The sequence below is a fragment of the Bartonella sp. MR168JLCBS genome (assembly GCF_042194175.1).
Genome location: NZ_JBHIMP010000180.1, coordinates 1 through 984, shown reverse-complemented (window position 1 = coordinate 984; position 984 = coordinate 1). Strand labels below are relative to the sequence as shown.

The 984-nt window shown below is 37.5% G+C and carries 1 protein-coding gene and 1 pseudogene; both read right to left on the bottom strand.

Going from position 1 to position 984, the window contains the following annotated elements:
* Positions 1-260, bottom strand: a 260-nt coding sequence (locus tag ACFIK8_RS10175) for a metal ABC transporter solute-binding protein, Zn/Mn family (RefSeq protein ID WP_375669354.1), incomplete at its 3' end; no start/stop codon positions are given.
* Between the two features lie 273 nt (positions 261-533).
* Positions 534-984, bottom strand: a pseudogene (locus ACFIK8_RS10170) (phenylalanine--tRNA ligase subunit beta); the annotation flags it as partial.

Genomic DNA, 984 nt, shown 5'->3' with positions numbered 1-984 from the left:
AACTCTAACCCATTCCACAAGATAAGATTGGCTCCTTGCGCGCGCATAAGATCGCGAGGTGTGGGTTGGTATTCATGAATTTCAGCACCTGGTTTCGTGATTGATTCAACAGTAGCAGCATCACCTGCTACATTCCGCGCCATATCAGCAATAATAGTGAAAGTCGTAACAGCTTTAAATTTGCTAGCACACAAAGCGAGATTGGGTGTCAAAAAAATAACACTCCCCCAAATTATGATAAAAAAAGTTTTTACGTTCATTCGATCCTCTCTTTATTGCCAATGATTTGCATTACCATTTAGAAATAACAGTTATTTTTCACTTTTGCAATCAAGAATTCTGACAAAAAAATAACTTTTCAAGATGTTTAAAAACATTCTTTTTTGTCTTAAAAAAATTGATGATTTAAAAGAGAGCCTGTGCTTTGATACGGAAAACCTCTTTCAAGAAGCTCTATAGATCTTGAATGCCAAAAAATAAGGGAGCACTCAAAAGTGCTCCCGCTTTATAAAATAATCCGATAAAAAAGAGATTCAACGACGCAGATATGCGCCCGTTGCTTTGGTGACATTTTCTACCACTTTCGAAGCAAGCGCTTCTATATCCCCATCAGTTAAAGTCCGTTCAATAGGTTGAATAGCCACTTCAATCGCAACAGATTTTTTATCTTCACCAAGACTTAAATCTTCAAAAACATCAAAAACTCGAACCGAATGAATAAGCTTTTTATCCGCTCCACTCGCAGCACGAACAATAAGAGAAGAAGTAATCACTTTATCAACTACAAATGCAAAATCACGCCGCACCATTTGAAAAGGCGATAGTTTCAAAGGAGAACGGCTTTTTGTTGCCTTTTTCTTTGACTCCGGAATCCGATCGAGAAAAATTTCAAAACCGCATAAAGGGCCACTGACATCTAATCTCTCTAATATAGCAGGGTGAAGAACACCAAAAAAACCAAGAACAATCTTTGATCCAAGCTTC